Source organism: Intestinirhabdus alba (genome assembly GCF_009711095.1).
Taxonomy (GTDB): Bacteria; Pseudomonadota; Gammaproteobacteria; order Enterobacterales; family Enterobacteriaceae; genus Intestinirhabdus; species Intestinirhabdus alba.
Genome location: NZ_WMJZ01000017.1, coordinates 12631 through 28517 on the forward strand (window position 1 = coordinate 12631; position 15887 = coordinate 28517).

Sequence of the window (15887 nt, forward strand, 5' to 3'; positions counted from 1 at the left end):
AGATGAAAATGTTAATCAACATATTGCTTTTTTAGGGTGATATACCTCACAGATAGCGCCGGTGACCGGATTCGGCCACATGAGTAACCTCTGCCCTCCCCTCTTTAACCAGCATAAAATATCGTCAAAGGCCCCGGGCACCGGAAGACCGCCAGCAAAAGTGGCGGATCGGGGCACGCATTTTAACCGGGTGATCTATGCTTGAAATAAGGTGCTCCAGTCAGAGAGCGCCGCCAACAATTGAGGTGCGCGAATGGCTACGATTGATTCCATGAACAAGGACACCCCGCGGTTGAGCGATGGACCCGACTGGACTTTTGATCTGCTGGATGCCTATCTGGCGGAGATAGACCGGGTGGCGAAGCTGTACCGGCTGGACACCTGGCCGCACCAGATTGAGGTGATCACCTCCGAGCAGATGATGGACGCCTACTCCAGCGTCGGGATGCCGATCAACTATCCCCACTGGTCGTTTGGTAAGAAGTTTATTGAAACCGAGCGCCTGTATAAGCAGGGTCAGCAAGGGCTGGCCTATGAAATCGTCATTAACTCCGACCCGTGCATCGCCTATCTGATGGAGGAAAATACCATCACTATGCAGGCGCTGGTGATGGCCCACGCCTGCTACGGACACAACTCCTTTTTCAAAAATAACTACCTGTTCCGCAGCTGGACCGACGCCAGCTCCATCGTCGACTACCTGCTCTTTGCCCGCCATTACATTACCGAGTGTGAGGAGCGTTACGGCGTGGATGAGGTGGAGAAGCTGCTCGACTCCTGCCATGCGCTGATGAACTACGGCGTCGATCGCTATAAGCGGCCGCAAAAGCTCTCTCTCCAGGAGGAGAAGGCCCGGCAGAAAAGCCGTGAGGAGTATCTGCAGAGCCAGGTGAACAGGCTATGGCGTACCCTGCCGAAAAAAGAGGAGGAGAAAACCGTGGCCGAAGCGCGGCGCTACCCTTCGGAGCCGCAGGAGAACCTGCTCTACTTTATGGAGAAGAACGCTCCGCTGCTGGAGCCGTGGCAGCGGGAGATCCTGCGTATTGTGCGCAAGGTCAGCCAGTACTTTTACCCGCAAAAGCAGACCCAGGTGATGAACGAAGGCTGGGCCACCTTCTGGCACTACACCATTCTTAACCATCTGTATGACGAAGGCAAAGTCACCGATCGCTTTATGCTGGAGTTTCTGCACAGCCACACCAACGTGGTGTTCCAGCCGCCCTATAACAGCCCGTGGTACAGCGGTATTAACCCCTACGCGCTGGGCTTTGCGATGTTTCAGGACATCAAGCGGATCTGCCAGTCTCCTGATGAAGAGGATCGCTACTGGTTTCCCGATATCGCCGGCAGCGACTGGCTGGAAACCCTGCACTTCGCGATGCGTGATTTTAAAGACGAGAGCTTTATCAGCCAGTTTCTGTCGCCGAAGGTGATGCGCGATTTCCGCTTTTTCACGGTGCTGGACGATGACCAGCATAACTACCTGGAGATTTCCGCCATCCATAACGAGGAGGGCTACCGGGAGATCCGCAGCCAGCTCTCATCACAATATAATCTGAGCAACCTGGAGCCAAACATTCAAATCTGGAACGTTGACCTGCGCGGTGACCGCTCTCTCACCCTGCGCTATATTCCGCACAACCGCGCCCCCCTCGACAAGGGGCGTCAGGAAGTATTGAAGCACGTGCACCGGCTATGGGGATTTGACGTTATTCTTGAGCAGCAGAACGAGGACGGCAGCGTCGAGCGGCTGGAGCGCTGCCCGCCGAAAATGAACGGACTTTGAACGCCGGACGCGCGATGAAAAAGAGGAGCCGGTGGGCGAACCGCCGGCGGCGAGGAGGTTCAGCGCAGGCAGCTAAATTTCACTTTCGGTAATGATTCACAAAACGGGAAACGCGCGTTTCCCGCCCGCTAAGGGGGCGGTGTTCAGAAGTTCGTCCCGCGCTTCAGTGCCCCTGAATCACCAGATCGCCGGGCAGGTTTTTCTGCATTCGCTGCCAGATCTCACCGCTCTCGTGCCCGTAGCGGCGCACTGTTTCATATACGTGATCGTGAGAGCCCTGGGAGCAGAGCTGGGACAGCCGGTGATAGAACCTCAGCGCCAGGCTGCGCGCCTCCGGGCTGGCGAAGTAGTGGCGGCCAATGCGCGTATACAGCCCTTTCATACCGTTCAGGATCAGCCCGTAAATCGGATTACCGGAGGCGAACGCAAGGCCGCGGAAAATGCTGTAATCCAGCTCGGCGAAGGCGTCCGCGTGGTCGGCCACCTCGTTGGCCGTCGCCAGTACCTCCTGCGCCCTGTCAGGATACTGGCGAAACGCCGTGCGGATAAATATGGTTGAAATGTTGGTGCGCACCGACAGCAGATTATCGATCAGCTGCGGAACGCTTTCGTGATCGAGGCGGGCGAGGGTTTCAAGGATGTTCAGCCCGGAGGTTTCCCAGAAGTTGTTTACTTTTGTCGGCTTACCGTGCTGGATGGTCAGCCAGCCGTCCCGGGCCAGGCGCTGCAGCACCTCCCGCAGCGTGGTGCGCGTTACGCCAATCAGCTCGGAGAGTTCACGCTCGGCGGGTAAAATGGTGCCCGGAGGAAAGCGGTTATTCCAGATGCTTTCAATGATGTATTCTTCCGCGAAACCCGCCGGGCTTTGCGCCTTGATAACCATAGTGAGATTTCCATTACACAGCAAAACAGAGTTACACTCATCATACCAGACGGCCTTAAAGGCTGATAGCGGACCCGGTGAAGAAAAAGGGGATCGCGGTTTCATTTTGCGGATATCGCCGGACAACGCCGGTTAAGGGCTTGCCTGCTTCCGGTACGCCCGTTAAGCTCTGCGGCTAACGTCCTCTTCATTTTACGGGTAAGGAAAACCGCCATGGAACTCTCCTGGAGCCGCGCCATGTGGCGTAACTTTTTGGGTCAGTCGCCGGACTGGTACAAGCTCACGCTGCTGCTCTTTCTGATCGTTAATCCACTCGTTTTCTTCATCAATCCGTTTGTCGCGGGCTGGCTGCTGGTTGCGGAATTTATCTTTACGCTGGCGATGGCGCTAAAGTGCTATCCCCTGCTGCCCGGTGGCCTGCTGGCCGTTGAGGCCGTGCTGACAGGCATGACCAGCGCCGCGCACGTGCGCGCCGAGGTCGCCGCCAACCTTGAGGTGCTGCTGCTGCTGATGTTTATGGTGGCCGGCATTTACTTTATGAAGCAGCTGCTGCTGTTTATTTTTACCCGCCTGCTGCTGAGCATTCGCTCCAAGACCCTGCTTTCACTCGCGTTCTGCATCGCCGCGGCGTTCCTGTCGGCGTTTCTCGACGCCCTCACCGTGGTGGCGGTGGTCATCAGCGTCGCGGTCGGATTTTACGGTATCTGGCACCGGGTGGCCTCGTCGCGGGGCGACGACCACGACATCCTCGATGACACCCACGTCGGAGCGCATGACAAGAGCGTGCTTGAGCAGTTCCGCGCCTTTTTGCGCAGCCTGATGATGCACGCCGGCGTCGGCACCGCGCTGGGCGGCGTGATGACCATGGTCGGCGAGCCCCAGAACCTGATTATCGCCAGGGCGGCGGGCTGGCATTTCAGCGACTTTTTTCTGCGCATGTCGCCGGTTACCGTGCCGGTTCTGGTCTGCGGACTGCTGACCTGCGCGCTGGTCGAAAAGATGCGCTGGTTCGGCTATGGCGAAGCGCTGCCGGAGGAGGTGCGCGAGGTGCTGCAGCAGTTCGACGATCGCACTCGCCAGCAGCGCAGCCGTCAGGATCGCCTTCGGCTGGTGGTACAGGCGATTATCGGCGTCTGGCTGATTATTGCCCTCGCGCTGCACCTGGCGGAGGTGGGGCTGATTGGCCTTTCGGTGATCATTCTCGCCACCTCGCTGACCGGCGTCACCGATGAGCACGCCATCGGCAAGGCGTTCACCGAGTCGCTGCCGTTTACCGCTCTGCTGACGGTCTTTTTCTCCATCGTGGCGGTCATTATCGATCAGCAGCTCTTTTCGCCGATTATCCACTTTGTGCTGCAGGCCTCAGAGCACGCGCAGCTGTCGCTGTTCTACCTCTTCAACGGCTTACTCTCCTCCATTTCTGATAACGTCTTCGTCGGCACGATCTACATTAACGAGGCGAAGGCGGCGATGGAGAGCGGAGCCATCAGCCTCGGCCAGTATGAGCTGCTGGCGGTGGCGATTAACACCGGCACCAATCTGCCCTCCGTCGCCACGCCAAACGGCCAGGCGGCGTTTCTGTTCCTGCTCACCTCGGCGCTGGCACCGTTAATCCGCCTCTCCTATGGTCGGATGGTCTGGATGGCGCTGCCCTATACGCTGGTTCTTACGCTGGTGGGCCTGCTCTGCGTCGAGTTCTCTCTGACGCCGCTCACCGAATGGATGACTCAGTCAGGCTGGCTGACGCTACCGTAAAGCGGCCGGGCAGCTCCCTGCCCGGCCCGTTCTGCTGGCTGTTAATTGTGCAATCGGGCACTATTTTATTTTCGGCTAGTGGCGCGTCAGGCGAATTGGTTTACACTGCGCTTTCTACGCATACTGCAGGGAAATGATTATGTTGCGATTTTTGAACCAGTGCTCACGCGGACGGGGCGCGTGGTTACTGATGGCGTTAACCGCCCTCGCGCTGGAGCTGGTTGCGCTCTGGTTCCAGCACGTTATGTTGCTCAAGCCGTGCGTGCTGTGCATTTACGAACGCTGCGCGCTGTTTGGCGTGCTGGGCGCGGGCCTGGTTGGCGCAATCGCGCCAAAAACACCGCTGCGCTACGTGGCGATCATTATCTGGCTCTATAGCGCCTGGCGCGGTGCCCAGCTGACCTGGGAGCACACCATGATCCAGCTGCATCCCTCTCCGTTCCTGACCTGCGACTTTATGGCCCGCTTTCCGGCCTGGCTACCGCTGGACAAATGGCTGCCGCAGGTATTTGTGGCGTCGGGGGACTGCGCCCAGCGCCAGTGGGAATTTTTAACCCTGGAAATGCCGCAGTGGCTGTTCGGCATCTTCGTGGCCTATTTTATCGTCGGCGCGCTGGTGCTCATCGCCCAGCCCTTCAAACCTAAACGCCGCGATCTGTTCGGCCGCTAATCGCTACGCCCCTTCGGGGGCGTTTTTTATACCCGGCACCACCTCCTCCTGGTTCAGAACAGGCGGCGACCCACATTCATCTTTTCCAGGAAAGCTCCTCTTAGCGGGAGCCGCTTACTCCGCCCATGACGGTTTATTGAGGATGTGCTCCTGCCAGTCATGCACTTCTGACTCTTTTACCGCCATATGACGAACCGATATACGCTCACCATGCATCGCGGCCTTCGAGCCGGTAAGCAGCGGGTGCCAAGTCGGCAGCGGTTTCCCTTCCGCCAGCAGGCGATAGGCGCAGGTCATCGGCAGCCATTCAAACGTGGGCAGGTTCTCGCGGGTCAGCTTGATGCAGTCAGGTTCATATTCGAAGCGGCGCGCATAGTTGCGGCACTGGCAGGATTTGATATTCAGCTGACGGCAGGCGACATTCGTGAAATAGATCTCATCGGTATCTTCATCCATCAGCTTATGCAGGCAGCAGCGACCGCAGCCGTCGCACAACGACTCCCATTCGGCATCGGTCATCTCATCCAGGATTTTTGTTTGCCAGAAAGCCAGCTCGCTCATCGGGGTATCCGTTGTTGCAGTAAAGCCGCACCTTATAACCAGTCCGGCACGCCGATGCAAGCGCTGCCGCCTAAAAAGAGCGGCAACCGCCCTTTACAGCACTCTGGTGGAGAGCGTATAGCCGTTAAAGTTTACCGTCAGCTCGTCGCCGCCGCACAGTGGACCAACGCCATCAGGCGTGCCCGTCAGCACCACGTCGCCCGCTTTCAGGGTGAAAAATTTGCTCATATACGCGATCAGCGGAACAATTTTATGGATCATATCGGCGGTACTTCCCTGCTGACGCACTTCGCCATTTACGCTCAGCCCAAGGGCCGTATTCTGCGGATCGCCATTGAACTCCGCCGCCGGGATAAACCCCGAAAGCGGACAGGCATTATCAAAACCTTTCGCTTTCTCCCACGGCTGGCCCGCCTTTTTCATTTTGCTCTGTACGTCGCGCAGCGTCAGATCGAGCGCCACGCCGTAGCCGGCAATAGCCTTACGCACGTGCTCTTCGGTGGCCTGACGCAGGGTGGCACCAATCAGTACCGCCAGCTCCACCTCATGGTGCACGCTTCCCATCTCCGTCGGGATCGCCAGCGGCTGACGCAGATCGCACAGCGCGGTTTCCGGTTTGATAAAAAGAACCGGTTCGGCCGGCGTCGCGCTGCCCATCTCCTGAATATGCTTTGCATAGTTGCTGCCTACGCAAACCACTTTACTCACCGGGTAATCAAGCAGCTCGCCCTGCCAGTTATGATGTTGATACATGTTATTCCCCTAACGTGATGATGGATAATATCGCCCCTGCGACGCCCCGAACGCTTGCCGATTTAATTTAGGCGCTGGCGTCCGCTTAGCGCCTGGCCCATCAGGCGTAGCTGCCGCCGGCACGCTGAACGCAAACAGCGCCGGGTTCAGGATGGCAGGTAAAATAGCCCTGATGGGCCAGGCTCTTAATTTTCCTTTACGGTGTAAGATGCTGTTTCAGTAAATCTTCCGGCGGCGGCGGCAGTTGTAAATAATAACCCTGTTCGCTAAGCGCTCGTTTTACTTTATCCAGATCGGCATTAACTAATTTCTTACGACCGTCCAGCGGCAAAATCATCGCCAGCTGCGGCTTACCAAAACCTTTCATCAGCTCTTCAGGAACCCGTGAGAAATCGTCTTTTTTTTCGACGTATAAATAGGCCCCATCGCGCTTACTGCTCCGGTAGATCACACAAAACATACATTTTACTCTTAATTAAGTCGTTGGCGACTTGCCTCAATATAATAGTGACTATAACATGCCAGCTGGACTTCGGAATATCACTCCATCCTGGAGATGATCTACCCTAAATAATCCAGGCTGTGGGACAAAACGCAACGTGTTTTGCAAAATCGCTGGCGCTGCTGCCAAAGGGGGAACCTGCGGCAGCAGCGCCAAATTCGCCAGGCGCGAATTTGAAAAGCCACAGGCGGGCTTCGCAAGGGGCAAGGCGTCTTCGCCGTAAGGGTCCCTTAAGCGCCTGCAGCTTGTAGCATGACGGGTTTAAATTGCAAATTGAGTAAGGTCAGGATGTCAAACACGCCAATCGAGCTTAAAGGCAGTAGCTTCACGTTATCAGTGGTTCACTTGCACCAGGCGGAATCCGAGGTTATTCGCCGGGCGTTGGAAGACAAAATCGCTCAGGCCCCTGCTTTTTTAAAACACGCTCCCGTGGTGCTTAACGTGAGCGATCTTGATGCGCCGGTAGACTGGCCGCTGCTGCATCAGATCGTCACCTCGACGGGGCTGCGGGTGATCGGCGTCAGCGGCTGTAAAGACCCTGAGCTGAAAGCGGAAATCGATGCGATGGGACTACCGCTGCTGACCGAAGGCAGAGACAAGGTCGCGCGCGCGGCGTCGGAAGCCGCCGATTCGGGCGAGCCGCCGCATAACGTAACCCCGATCACAAAAACGCGATTAATTGACGCTCCGGTTCGTTCCGGCCAGCGTATTTATGCGCCACAATGTGATCTGATTGTTACAAACCACGTCAGCGCCGGCGCGGAGCTTATCGCCGACGGCAATATTCATGTCTATGGTATGATGCGCGGTCGCGTGCTGGCCGGGGCGAGCGGCGACAGAGAAGCACAAATCTTTTGTACCCACCTGACGGCGGAGCTGGTGTCCATCGCGGGTGTTTACTGGCTGAGTGATAATATCCCGGCAGAATTTTATGGCAAAGCGGCGCGTCTGCAGCTGGCTGACAACGCTTTGACAGTTCAACCGTTAAATTGATCCCTTTTTAACAAGGAATTTCTATGGCACGCATAATTGTTGTTACTTCGGGTAAAGGGGGCGTTGGCAAAACCACCTCCAGCGCGGCCATCGCTACCGGTTTGGCCCAGAAGGGTAAGAAAACCGTCGTTATTGATTTTGATATTGGCCTGCGCAACCTTGACCTGATCATGGGCTGCGAGCGCCGCGTGGTCTACGATTTCGTCAACGTCATTCAGGGCGACGCCACGCTGAATCAGGCATTGATTAAAGATAAGCGCACTGAGAATCTGTATATTCTTCCGGCTTCGCAAACCCGCGATAAAGACGCGCTGACCCGCGAAGGGGTGGCGAAGGTGCTCGACGAACTGCAGGCGATGGCCTTCGACTTCATTATCTGCGACTCCCCGGCGGGCATTGAGACCGGCGCGCTGATGGCGCTCTATTTCGCCGATGAAGCCATTATTACCACCAATCCGGAAGTCTCATCGGTACGCGATTCTGACCGTATTCTCGGCATTCTCGCGTCAAAGTCCCGCCGTGCGGAGAACGGCGAGGAGCCGATTAAAGAGCATCTGCTGCTGACGCGCTACAATCCCGGCCGCGTAAACAAAGGCGACATGCTGAGTATGGAAGATGTGCTGGAAATTCTGCGTATTAAGCTGGTTGGCGTCATTCCGGAAGACCAGTCCGTACTGCGCGCATCTAACCAGGGCGAGCCGGTGATCCTCGACGAGAATGCTGACGCCGGAAAAGCGTATGCTGATACCGTTGAGCGCCTGTTGGGAGAAGAACGTCCTTTCCGCTTCATAGAAGAAGAGAAGAAAGGTTTCCTCAAACGCCTGTTCGGAGGATAAATTATGGCATTACTGGACTTTTTTCTCTCGCGGAAAAAGAACACCGCCAACATTGCGAAAGAGCGACTGCAGATTATCGTCGCAGAACGTCGCCGCAGCGACACCGAGCCGCATTATTTGCCGCAGCTGCGTAAAGATATTCTGGAAGTAATTTGTAAGTATGTGCAGATTGATCCTGATATGGTCACCGTTCAGCTTGAACAAAAAGACGGCGATATTTCCATTCTTGAACTTAACGTAACGTTACCCGAAGCGGAAGAAGCGAAATAAACTCAGTTCAGGATAATTCCTATTTACTCTATTTAAAGGCAGAGCGCTCTGCCTTTTTCTTTTTTATGCCTGGCTAAAATAGCCTTTCAGAAAAAGCCGATAGCGCTGATTAATTTCAGGCCCTGCCGGTATGCCGTGATACGATCCGGCAACCGCCGCTGGTGCAGGGCCGGAAATAGAGCGGGAGCTATGCGGCGGAGGGCGGCAGATCGGAGAACCGCCCGCCACAAGGCGACGTGCGGGCGCTTTCGTCCCGCCTCCGCGACGGCGGTTACTCCGGATACTCCTGCAGCAGCGCGATAAGCTTTTCGCCCATCAGCTCGCCGCGCCAGCCTGCGATCAGCTCCGGCTGTGAGGATAACGTTCGCAGCTTCCAGTGCCAGTTAAGCAACTGGTTAATCTGGCGGCGGGAGGCCAGCAGCTCGGCGCTGACGCCGTGGGTTGCGCTGACGTCGGCGACCAGCGCCTTAATGGCCTTAAACGCCCGGCGATAGCCCGGCATATCCATCAGGTTAAGCAGCGGCTCCGGCAGCGCCTCTTCCGGCAGCGCCTGCGCTTTGGCGACCAGCGCCAGCAGCGTTTTACCGTGGAAGCGGATTTCACTGCCGGAGAGACCGAGGCTGTCCAGCTCGCCCAGGCTGCCCGGCATATAGCGGGCCACCGCCCACAAATGCTCTTCCCGGACCACGAAGTTCACCGCCAGATCCCGCTCGCGCGCTTTGCGCAGCCGCCAGTCGGCAAGCAGCTGCAAACAGGCCAGCTGGCGCGTGCGCAGCTGCCAGGCGTTAGTGATGTCGCGCCAGGCCTCTTCCGGAGCGAGGATCTCCTGACGACGCTGCTGCATCAGGCGACACTCGTCCAGCGCGGCGGGCAGCCAGCCTGCCGCCTCGGTCTCTGCCATCAGCCGGGCGGTAATCGGCAGTAGATACCAGACGTCGGCGGCCGCGTACTCGCACTGCCGCGCGGTCAGCGGCCGCGCCAGCCAGTCGGTGCGCGATTCGCTCTTGTCCAGCGCCACGCCAGAATACTCCTCCACCATTGAGGCAAAGCCCCAGGAGAGCGGCCGGCCGCAGAAGGCGGCAAGAATTTGCGTATCGATCAGCGGCTGGGGCAGCTCGCCAAAAGCGTTGAGAAAGACCTCCAGGTCTTCACTCCCCGCATGTAAAAATTTCCGGATAGCGCTGTCGCCTAAAACCGCGCGCAGCGGCGACCAGTCGGAGATACTCAGCGGATCGATCAGGGCGAGATTGTGGCCGTCAAACAGCTGGATCAGCCCCAGCTGCGGATAGTAAGTGCGCGTACGGACAAACTCCGTATCGAGGGCGACGGACGGAAAGGCGCGGACCGCCTCGCACAGCGCGGCCAGCGCCTCGTCCGTAGTAATCATCTGGTAATTCAAAGTGTCTTCTCTTGATATGCGCCAAAAAAAACGCCGGCTTAGCCGGCGTCTGGCGTGATGCTTAAGCTCAGGCTTTATTGTCCACGTTGCCGCGCGCTTCGTCACGCAATTCTCGTCGTAAAATTTTGCCAACGTTGGATTTCGGCAGCTCACTGCGAAACTCTACCCGCTTCGGCACCTTGTAGCCGGTAAGCTGGCGGCGACAGAAGGCGATCAGCGCCTCCTCGGTCAGGGCGGGGTCTTTTTTCACCACATAGATTTTTACCGCCTCGCCGCTGCTGCCGGACGGCACCCCGATGGCGGCCACCTCCTGCACTCCGTCATGCTGCATCACCACATCTTCAATCTCGTTGGGATAGACGTTAAAGCCGGAGACGAGGATCATATCTTTTTTGCGATCGACGATGCGCAAAAAGCCCTCTTCATCCATCACAGCAATATCGCCGGTGTGCAGCCAGCCGTTTTTGATGATTTCATCAGTGGCCTCCGGGCGCTGCCAGTATCCCCGCATCACCTGCGGCCCCCTGATGCATAGCTCGCCGGGGCACGCCGCCGCCACCTCGTTATCGTCATCGTCCACCAGCTTCACCTCGGTGGAGGGGACCGGCAGGCCGATGCTGCCACTGTGATAGTTGATGTCGTGTGGGTTTACGCTGACCAGCGGCGCACATTCGGTGAGACCGTAGCCCTCCAGCAGATAATGGCCGGTCAGCTTCACCCAGCGCTCCGCCACCGCCTGCTGCACGGGCATCCCGCCTCCCGCCGAAAGGTTAAGGGCGGAGAAGTCAAGCTGCCGGAAATCCTGATTATTCAGCAGGGCGTTAAACAGCGTATTTACCCCCGTAATGGCGGTAAACCGATACTTCGCCAGCTCTTTTACCAGACCGGGGATATCCCGCGGATTGGTGATCAGCAGATTAAAACCGCCCAGCTCAATAAACAGCAGGCAGTTGATGGTCAGCGCAAAGATGTGGTACAGCGGCAGCGCGGTAACCACCAGCTCTTTTCCCGGATGCAGCAGCGGCCCGTAGGTCGCTTTTACCTGCTCAAGGTTGGCCAGCATATTGCGGTGCGTCAGCATCGCCCCTTTCGCCACGCCGGTGGTGCCGCCGGTGTACTGAAGAAACGCCAGATCCTGCGCCGTAATATCCGGGCGCACGTACTGCATACGATAGCCCGCCTGCAGCGCCCGGCGAAACGAGATGGCGTCCGGCAGATGATATTTTGGCACCAGCCGCTTGATATATTTCACAACGAAGTTGACCACCGTCCCCTTCGCCGTGGAGAGCTGGTCGCCCATCCGGGTAAGGATCACGTGCTTTACCGCGGTTTTTTCCACCACTTTTTCCAGGGTGTGGGCAAAGTTGGAAACAATAACGATGGCCGCCGCGCCGCTGTCGTTCAGCTGATGTTCAAGCTCGCGCGGGGTGTAGAGCGGGTTGACGTTCACAACCACCATGCCGGCGCGCAGAATGCCAAACAGCGCCACCGGATACTGCAGCAGGTTGGGCATCATCAGCGCCACGCGATCGCCCTTCTGCAGGCCCAGCCCCTGTTGCAGATATGCCGCGAAGGCCCGGCTGCGCTCCTCCAGCTTGCGGAAGGTCATCACCTCCCCCATGTTAACGAAGGCGGGCCGATCGGCGTAGCGCGATGCGGCCTGTTCAAATAGTTCGACCAGGGATTGATAACGGTCAGGGTTGATCTCCGCCGGAACGTCTGCGGGATAACGATTAAGCCAAACCTTATTCACTACTTCACCTCTGAAATGCACGTTCGTCGTCATCGCATCCCCGGAATAACAAACAAATAGTTAACATTATATTAACTTAACCTACCCGTTTATTAATCAACCAGCTGAAAGGTTGCGAAGCGCGTCACTATTTATTTTTGTTAGCGCAATATCAGGCTGCGTCCCTTCACCGTAGTGCGTTGACGCTATGCCAGAAACAGATAATTCAGGCGTGGAACGGGGCTCACACCGGCTAACGCAACGTACAAAGTCCGGACGTACGTCCCGCGGGAGTATTCCTTCCCGGCAAACCGCTCAGGGCCACAGCCTGAAGCAGAAACAGCGGGCCAGCCGCTGTTTCTTTTGTATATAAATCAAAAAATTACTCGACGACCACCGTCTGAACCTGCGCGGGACCGGGGTGAAACCATCCCCAGCCGCCGTAGCCGTACGGCCAGCCCCGCCCGCCGTAAAACCACGGATCGATCGGCTGTGGCGGCATTATAACCTGCTGGACAAGACGCCAGCGCTTATAGCCCGTCACCTGCATGGTCATAAACCGGTATGGCGTGCTGCCGATTTTTCCCTCCACCGTACCGGTAATCGGGCCGACGACGGTCACCAGCTGTCCGCGAAAATCTACCGGGTCGAGAAAACCGCTGGCATCGGCGTAAATGCGCCCCCGGGACGGTTCGCCGAGACCCGGCCGCGCCCCTTCGTCAAGGGCGACGGTGGCGATCTCCAGGCGGGTTTTACCCTGCTGGTTCTGCACGCTCACTACTTTACCGCCGAAGCGCGCCTCCTGGCCGACGTACAGCTGGGGCGCGTTCATCACCCGTACCAGATCCTGCTGCGGCGTGGGGCTGGAGCCTTTAATCGCGTCAGGAACGGTGACGCATCCGCTCAGCATCAGCGCAATCGCGCCTGCCAGCACACCTTTACTACTCTGTTTCTGAACCGCCATAGTGCGACTCCTTATTTTCTCAGCGCCCGGCTCGCTCGCCTGCGCCTGAACGTTCAGGATACATTACTGAGAGTCACGCTTTGCCCGGAAGTTTCTTCCATGCCACCTCATTGCGTAAATAAACCGGCTCCGCGTGCTCGACGGCGACGGTTTTTCCTGCCGCCAGCAGCAAGCGCGCGATGGGCAGCATATCTTCCGCCGCCGGCAGCTGTACGCCGCCGTCGCGCAGCATAAGCCCGCTCTCTTTACCCAGTTCAGGCCATGCGGACCAGCCGGTGCCGACGGTAAACCACTCGCCGGCAAGCTGCCGCAGCCGTGCCGCGACCTGTTCCGGCTTCAGCACCGCCTCGCTCTCTTCACCGTGCCAGTCGCCGCTTTCGTCGCGCTGATACTCCGCCCAGTAAACCTCGCCCATGCGCGCGTCGATAGCGGCCAGCACGCGGGTTGCGCCGGACTTGCGCCACGCCCCCTCGGCCATCGTCGCCAGCGTCGACACGCCGATGGTCGGCAGCCCGGCCCCCAGCGCCAGCCCCTGGGCAATGCCGATGCCGATACGCACTCCGGTGAAACTTCCCGGTCCCCGGCCATAGGCCAGCGCATCAACGTCGGACAGCGCCACGCCGCCGTCGGCCAGGATAGCCTGAACCATCGGCAGGATCCGCTGGGTGTGTTCTCGTGGACATAGCTCAAAGTGAGCGTGAGTTTTTCCGTCATTCCACAGGGCAACGGAACAGGCCTCTGTGGCGGTATCGATAGCCAGAATTCGCATGGGTCTTCGTGCTTAGATCAATAAAAATGGCGCGCAGCTTACCACACTTCGCGGTAAATTACCCGGCCCCCGGAATGGCCAGGAAGCGAACGGCGCGGGCAATGTCGCGGGTGCGCGGCGCGGGCGGCAGGCTGGCGAGGAAGGTGGCACCGTAGGGCCGCATCACCAGCCGGTTATCGCAAATGACCAGCACGCCCCGGTCGTCGATATCGCGGATCAGCCTGCCGACCCCCTGCTTAAGAGCGATCACCGCGTCAGGCAGCTGGACGTCGGCAAAGGGATCGCCGCCGCGCAGCCGGCAGTCCTCCATGCGCGCCTTCAGCAGCGGGTCCTCCGGCGAGGTAAACGGCAGCTTGTCAATGATCACCAGCGACAGCGCATCGCCGCGTACGTCTACGCCCTCCCAGAAGCTGCTGGTCGCCACCAGCAGCGCGTTACCGGCGCTGACAAACTGCTGCAGCAGCTGGCTCTTGCTGGTCTCTCCCTGCAGCAGCACCGGCAGGGTCATGGTGGCGCGAAACTGCTCCGCCAGATCGCGCATCATGGCGTGGGAGGTGCAGAGCATAAAGCAGCGGCCGTTGTTGGCTTCAATCAGCGGTCTTAACATTTTCGCCAGCTGGCACGCGCCGCCGGGCTGGTTGGACTGCGGCAGATTGCGCGGCACGCAGAGCAGCGCCTGGCGGGTGTAATCGAACGGACTGGGCAGCAGCATCGACTGGGCCTGCTCAATGCCCAGCCGCGACGTAAAGTGGCTCAGGTCGTCGTTCACCGACAGGGTAGCGGAGGTGAAGATCCAGCTGCCGGGCTTTTGCGCCATCACCTCCTTAAACTTTTCCGCCACGGTGAGCGGCGTCAGGGCCAGGGTGAAATGGCGCGAGGTGCATTCGTACCAGTAGCTGTAGCCGGGCTGGTTGACCGCCTTCAGGCGCTTCAGCCGGGCGCGGTAGAGGGTGGTGCGCTCGAACGCGGCGTCAAGCAGCGCCGAGCGGCCCAGGGAGAGTTTCGCTACGTCGTAGCACAGCTCAAGGGTATCGTCGAGCAGCAGAAAGGCGCGCTGAACGCGCGGATCGGCCAGCAGCTCACGCAGGTTGCCGCGATAGCCCGGCTCCCCCAGCTGCAGGCGAAAATCCTGCGCGCTCTGGGCGAGACGATCGGCGCACTTCTGCAGCTGCTGCGTATCCTTCAGCTCGGTGCGGTAGGCGATAGTGATATCTTTCGCCAGATCCATCAGCTGTCGGCTGGAGAGCGACTGGCCGAAATAGTGGCTGGCGATATCCGGCAGTTGATGGGCCTCGTCGAAGATCATCACCCCGGCCTCCGGGATCAGCTCGCCGAAGCCGCTCTCTTTCACCACCATATCGGCAAGGAAGAGGTGGTGGTTGACCACCACCACGTCGGCGTCCATCGCCTTTTTACGCGCCTTTACTACGAAGCACTCTTTATAGTGCGGGCAGTCGCTGCCGAGGCAGTTGTCGTTAGTGCTGGTCACCAGCGGCCACGCCGGTGAATCTTCCGCCACGCTGACGCAGGTGCTGATATCCCCCTCTTCCGTCTGATTCGCCCACGAGCGCAGAAGGATGATGTCGCTTAGGGTTTGTACCGGCAGATCGCCTCCCGCCAGCACCTGCTGCTCAAGACGTTCGAGGCACAGGTAGTTGGAGCGCCCCTTCAGCAGCGCCAGCCTGCCGGTGTAGTTCAGCGCCTTCGCCACCGTCGGCAGATCGCGGCTGTAGAGCTGATCCTGCAGCGCCTTTGAGCCGGTTGAGACGATCGCCTTTTTGTCGGCGCGCAGCGCCGGGGCGAGATAGGCAAAGGTTTTTCCGGTCCCGGTTCCCGCCTCGATCACCAGCGGCCGCGCCTTTTCAATCGCCTGGGTGACGGCAACGGCCATCTGTCGCTGCGGTTCTCTCGGTTTGAATCCGGGAATGGCTTTAGCCAACTGGCCGTCTGCTGCAAAATCGTCCGTCACACTGCCCCCTGTTGATTTGAACAGGGATTATGTCAGGCCAGCGGC

General features: G+C 58.5%; 15 protein-coding genes. 6 read left to right on the forward strand and 9 right to left on the reverse strand.

Going from position 1 to position 15887, the window contains the following annotated elements; all coding sequences use genetic code 11:
• The first annotated feature begins 253 nt into the window (after nucleotides 1–253).
• The gene (locus tag GJV78_RS12975; protein WP_155108756.1) at nucleotides 254–1786 is read left to right on the forward strand and encodes a SpoVR family protein; all 1533 of its coding nucleotides are present in this window, start codon (nucleotides 254–256) and stop codon (nucleotides 1784–1786) included.
• A 163-nt stretch (nucleotides 1787–1949) separates the two neighbouring features.
• Here GJV78_RS12975 and fadR read toward each other — a convergent pair whose 3' ends face one another.
• Nucleotides 1950–2669 (reverse strand): fatty acid metabolism transcriptional regulator FadR, encoded by a 720-nt coding sequence (gene fadR, locus GJV78_RS12980; RefSeq protein ID WP_155108757.1) that lies wholly within the window; start codon nucleotides 2667–2669, stop codon nucleotides 1950–1952.
• A gap of 213 nt (nucleotides 2670–2882) precedes the next feature.
• Between fadR and nhaB the strand changes: the two genes are divergently transcribed.
• The gene (gene nhaB / locus GJV78_RS12985; RefSeq protein ID WP_155108758.1) at nucleotides 2883–4424 is read left to right on the forward strand and encodes a Na(+)/H(+) antiporter NhaB; all 1542 of its coding nucleotides are present in this window, start codon (nucleotides 2883–2885) and stop codon (nucleotides 4422–4424) included.
• Nucleotides 4425–4563: 139 nt separating this feature from the next.
• Nucleotides 4564–5094 (forward strand): disulfide bond formation protein DsbB, encoded by a 531-nt coding sequence (gene dsbB / locus GJV78_RS12990; RefSeq protein WP_155108759.1) that lies wholly within the window; start codon nucleotides 4564–4566, stop codon nucleotides 5092–5094.
• 114 nt (nucleotides 5095–5208) lie between these two features.
• Here dsbB and GJV78_RS12995 read toward each other — a convergent pair whose 3' ends face one another.
• From GJV78_RS12995 to GJV78_RS13005, 3 genes are all read right to left on the reverse strand, one after another.
• Nucleotides 5209–5655: a YcgN family cysteine cluster protein gene (locus GJV78_RS12995; protein WP_155108760.1), complete on the reverse strand. Its 447-nt coding sequence runs from the start codon at nucleotides 5653–5655 to the stop codon at nucleotides 5209–5211.
• Nucleotides 5656–5748: 93 nt separating this feature from the next.
• Nucleotides 5749–6408 carry a fumarylacetoacetate hydrolase family protein gene (locus GJV78_RS13000; protein ID WP_155108761.1) on the reverse strand — a complete coding sequence of 220 codons (660 nt, stop codon included), beginning with the start codon at nucleotides 6406–6408 and terminating at the stop codon, nucleotides 5749–5751.
• Between the two features lie 196 nt (nucleotides 6409–6604).
• On the reverse strand, nucleotides 6605–6868 hold the full coding sequence (locus GJV78_RS13005; RefSeq protein ID WP_155108762.1) for a YcgL domain-containing protein: 264 nt from the start codon (nucleotides 6866–6868) through the stop codon (nucleotides 6605–6607).
• Nucleotides 6869–7198: 330 nt separating this feature from the next.
• Here GJV78_RS13005 and minC point away from each other — a divergent pair, with 330 nt between their 5' ends.
• The 3 genes from minC to minE are packed head-to-tail and all read left to right on the forward strand — an operon-like array spanning nucleotide 7199 to nucleotide 9009.
• On the forward strand, nucleotides 7199–7903 hold the full coding sequence (gene minC, locus GJV78_RS13010; protein ID WP_155108763.1) for a septum site-determining protein MinC: 705 nt from the start codon (nucleotides 7199–7201) through the stop codon (nucleotides 7901–7903).
• A gap of 23 nt (nucleotides 7904–7926) precedes the next feature.
• Nucleotides 7927–8739 carry a septum site-determining protein MinD gene (minD, locus tag GJV78_RS13015; RefSeq protein ID WP_155108764.1) on the forward strand — a complete coding sequence of 271 codons (813 nt, stop codon included), beginning with the start codon at nucleotides 7927–7929 and terminating at the stop codon, nucleotides 8737–8739.
• 3 nt (nucleotides 8740–8742) lie between these two features.
• Nucleotides 8743–9009 (forward strand): cell division topological specificity factor MinE, encoded by a 267-nt coding sequence (minE, locus tag GJV78_RS13020; protein WP_155108765.1) that lies wholly within the window; start codon nucleotides 8743–8745, stop codon nucleotides 9007–9009.
• A 271-nt stretch (nucleotides 9010–9280) separates the two neighbouring features.
• Here minE and rnd read toward each other — a convergent pair whose 3' ends face one another.
• The 5 genes from rnd to GJV78_RS13045 form a co-directional block, all read right to left on the reverse strand.
• Nucleotides 9281–10408 carry a ribonuclease D gene (gene rnd, locus GJV78_RS13025; protein ID WP_155108766.1) on the reverse strand — a complete coding sequence of 376 codons (1128 nt, stop codon included), beginning with the start codon at nucleotides 10406–10408 and terminating at the stop codon, nucleotides 9281–9283.
• A 67-nt stretch (nucleotides 10409–10475) separates the two neighbouring features.
• Nucleotides 10476–12161 (reverse strand): long-chain-fatty-acid--CoA ligase FadD, encoded by a 1686-nt coding sequence (gene fadD / locus GJV78_RS13030; protein ID WP_167519558.1) that lies wholly within the window; start codon nucleotides 12159–12161, stop codon nucleotides 10476–10478.
• A 361-nt stretch (nucleotides 12162–12522) separates the two neighbouring features.
• Nucleotides 12523–13104, reverse strand: a complete 582-nt coding sequence (locus GJV78_RS13035; RefSeq protein ID WP_155108768.1) for a Slp/YeaY family lipoprotein — start codon at nucleotides 13102–13104, stop codon at nucleotides 12523–12525.
• A 73-nt stretch (nucleotides 13105–13177) separates the two neighbouring features.
• Nucleotides 13178–13873 carry a tRNA (adenosine(37)-N6)-threonylcarbamoyltransferase complex dimerization subunit type 1 TsaB gene (gene tsaB / locus GJV78_RS13040; RefSeq protein ID WP_155108769.1) on the reverse strand — a complete coding sequence of 232 codons (696 nt, stop codon included), beginning with the start codon at nucleotides 13871–13873 and terminating at the stop codon, nucleotides 13178–13180.
• A 58-nt stretch (nucleotides 13874–13931) separates the two neighbouring features.
• Nucleotides 13932–15842 carry an ATP-dependent DNA helicase gene (locus GJV78_RS13045; protein WP_167519559.1) on the reverse strand — a complete coding sequence of 637 codons (1911 nt, stop codon included), beginning with the start codon at nucleotides 15840–15842 and terminating at the stop codon, nucleotides 13932–13934.
• Nucleotides 15843–15887 lie beyond the last annotated feature (45 nt).